The organism is Curtobacterium sp. B8, from assembly GCF_000333315.1.
GTDB lineage: Bacteria > Actinomycetota > Actinomycetes > Actinomycetales > Microbacteriaceae > Curtobacterium > Curtobacterium luteum.
In genome coordinates this window covers 1-2,527 of record NZ_BACW01000074.1, presented here as the reverse complement: position 1 = coordinate 2,527, position 2,527 = coordinate 1, and the positions used below count along the sequence as shown (strand labels likewise).

The following is a 2,527-nucleotide window of genomic DNA, read 5'->3' as shown; positions in this document are numbered from 1 at the left end:
ACCAGAGCGAGGGCGGGTAGCCGAAGATCTGAGCGTTCGAAGACGTCGACATCACGAGCAGCCAGTAGAAAGGGAAGATCGACAGCACCACGCCGACGATGAGGCACAGGTGGGTGACGACGCGTCCGACCCAGCCGTGCCGGAACCCACGGCGGTGGTCGTCCGGCCGGTCGGCGACGGCGTTCGGGCGGCCGAGTGCAGCCGCGGTGTTCGTCGTGCGCGGTGCGGTGTCGGCGCTCATGCGCGGTTCCCCTTCGTGGACGTCGTGGACGTCGTGGACGTCGTGGACGTGGTGGCCGGAGCGAGGGTGAGGGCACGCGCGGTGCGCAGTCGCCTCGGTGTCTTCAAGCCGTCCCGTTCGCTGAGCAGTCGCCAGTTGATGATCGCGAACACCACGGAGAAGAAGAACAGCACCCAGGCGATCGCCGACCCGTAGCCGAAGTCGAACTGGTTGAACGCCTGGTCGTACTGGTACAGCACGATCGTCATGCCGGCTTCGTCCGGTCCGCCGACGGCCTGGCCGTTGAACAGGATCTGCGGCTCGGTGAAGAGCCCGAGTCCGCCGATCGTCGACGTGATGACGGTGAACAGGATGACCGGCCGCAGCATCGGGATCGTGATCCGGGTGAAGATCTGCCAGGTGTTCGCGCCGTCGACCTTCGCGGCGTCGTACAGCTCGGTGGGGATCGACTGGAGGCCGGCGAGGTAGATGATCGCGTTGTACCCGGTCCACCGCCAGATGACCATCACCGCGATGGTCACCTTGACGCCCCAGTAGGTGGACAGCCACCCGACCGGGTCCGCACCGACGGCACGGAGCGCGGCGTTCACGAGTCCGAAGCCGTCGGAGAACACCGACCCGAACACGATGGCCATCGCCACCATGCTGGTGACGTTCGGGATGAAGTACGCGACGCGGTAGAAGCCCTTCGCCCGGATGTTCCCGTGGAGCAGGAACGCGAGCACGAGCGCGAGGAAGAGCATCGGGACCGTGGAGATGATCCAGATGATGAACGTGTTCGACACCGCGTTCCAGAACCGCGGGTCGCCGAGCAGGTACTGGTACTGCGCGAACCCGACCCACGCGGGCGCACCGACGCCGTCCCAGTCGGTGAACGACAGCACGATCGAGAACACGATCGGGAACAGCCCGAACACCAGGAACAGGACGTAGAACGGCGCGATCGCGACGTACTGCGGCCAGAAGCGGCGGAGGGACCGGTGGCCCGTCGCCGCGGTCGAGATCGACGAGGTGGGCGTCCCGCCGACGACCGGGTTCGCGGTCGTCGCCGGGGCTTCGCGGGTGGAGGTCATGCCGCCACCCCCCGCTTCGCGAGGACGCGGTCGGTCTGGTCGACCGCGTCCTTCCATGCCCGCTCCGGGTCCTTGCCCGTCGACTCGACGTTGGTGATCTCGGTCGCGAACGCGCCGATGAACCGTTCCCGGTTCGAGATGTAGGTCACGGGCACCTCCGGTGCGGCGTCGCGGAAGAAGTCGAGCGGGTCCTGGTCGCCGAAGTAGTCGCCCGGGTTCCGCATGAGCCCGTTCGAGAAGGACGCCGGGGTGGAGGGGAAGAGCTGGATGTCGTTGTAGGTGTGCGACTGGACCTCTGGCCCGGTGATCCACTTCGCGAACGCCACGGCCGCCGCCGGGTCCTTCGACGACTTCGGCACCGCGAGGAACGAGCCGCCGCTGTTGCCGGGGCGTTCGGGTTGCCGGGCGATGCGCCACTTGCCGGAGAGGTCCGGCGCGGTGTCGTGGATGACCTGCGTCCACCACGCGCCCTCGATCTGTCCGGCGACCCGACCGGCGACCCACCCGGCGTTCTGGTCGGTACCGGACTGCAGGTTGCCGGTGATGCCGGCCCGGATCGACTCGACCGCGTTGTCCCAGGCCTTCCGCACCGCGCTGTCGTCGCGCTGGTAGAGGGGCTGGTCGTCGCGGTCGAAGTAGCGGGTCGGGCTCGCTGCGATGTACTGGTTGAAGAGCTGCGTCGCCGTGATGATGGTCGCCGCGCCCGTCTTCCGCTTGATCTGCTTGCCGAAGTCCCGGAAGTCCGACCACGTGCCGATCGCGGCGCTGACCTCGTCCGGCGCCGTCGGCAGGCCCGCCTGCCGGAGGACCTCCTCGTTGTAGAAGAAACCGGTCGGTCCGGTGTCGACCGGCCAGAAGCACTGGCGTCCCGACGGTGTCCGACCGAGGGAGAGCTTCCAGTCGTAGTACGACGACCGCTCGGCCGCGGTGGGACGGAAGTCGGTGAAGAGCTCCTCGTCCGGGAAGTACAGCCAGCAGTTCGAGTTGATCATCAGGACGTCCGGGATGAACGCGTTGCCGGCGAGGGCCGTGCGGAACTTCGTGTCGTACGACGCCCCGCCGATGAGGTCGGGGCGGAGGCGCTTCGACCCCTGCCCGGGGATCCCCCCGGCGGCCCGCCGCANGAACTTCNGGTCGAGCGACCCGTTCCAGTACCAGAGGACGAGCTCGTCCGGGTCGCGGGAGATCGCGGTGCCGGTCGAACACCGGCCAG

General features: G+C 68.0%; 2 protein-coding genes and 1 pseudogene. All 3 read right to left on the bottom strand.

Going from position 1 to position 2,527, the window contains the following annotated elements; translation table 11 throughout:
• Positions 1-241, bottom strand: a pseudogene (locus tag I59_RS22505) (hypothetical protein); the annotation flags it as partial.
• The gene (locus I59_RS02030) at positions 238-1,314 is read right to left on the bottom strand and encodes a carbohydrate ABC transporter permease (protein WP_022902449.1); all 1,077 of its coding nucleotides are present in this window, start codon (positions 1,312-1,314) and stop codon (positions 238-240) included. The gene I59_RS02030 and the pseudogene I59_RS22505, both read right to left, overlap by 4 nt.
• Positions 1,311-2,527: ABC transporter substrate-binding protein (locus tag I59_RS02025; RefSeq protein WP_022902448.1), on the bottom strand; the 1,217-nt coding region annotated here is incomplete at its 5' end. The genes I59_RS02030 and I59_RS02025, both read right to left, overlap by 4 nt.

What these genes read in the sequence shown, in the direction of transcription:
- I59_RS02030 (WP_022902449.1), bottom strand. Translation starts at nt 1,314, where the DNA reads ATGACCTCCACCCGCGAAGCCCCGGCGACGACCGCGAACCCGGTCGTC.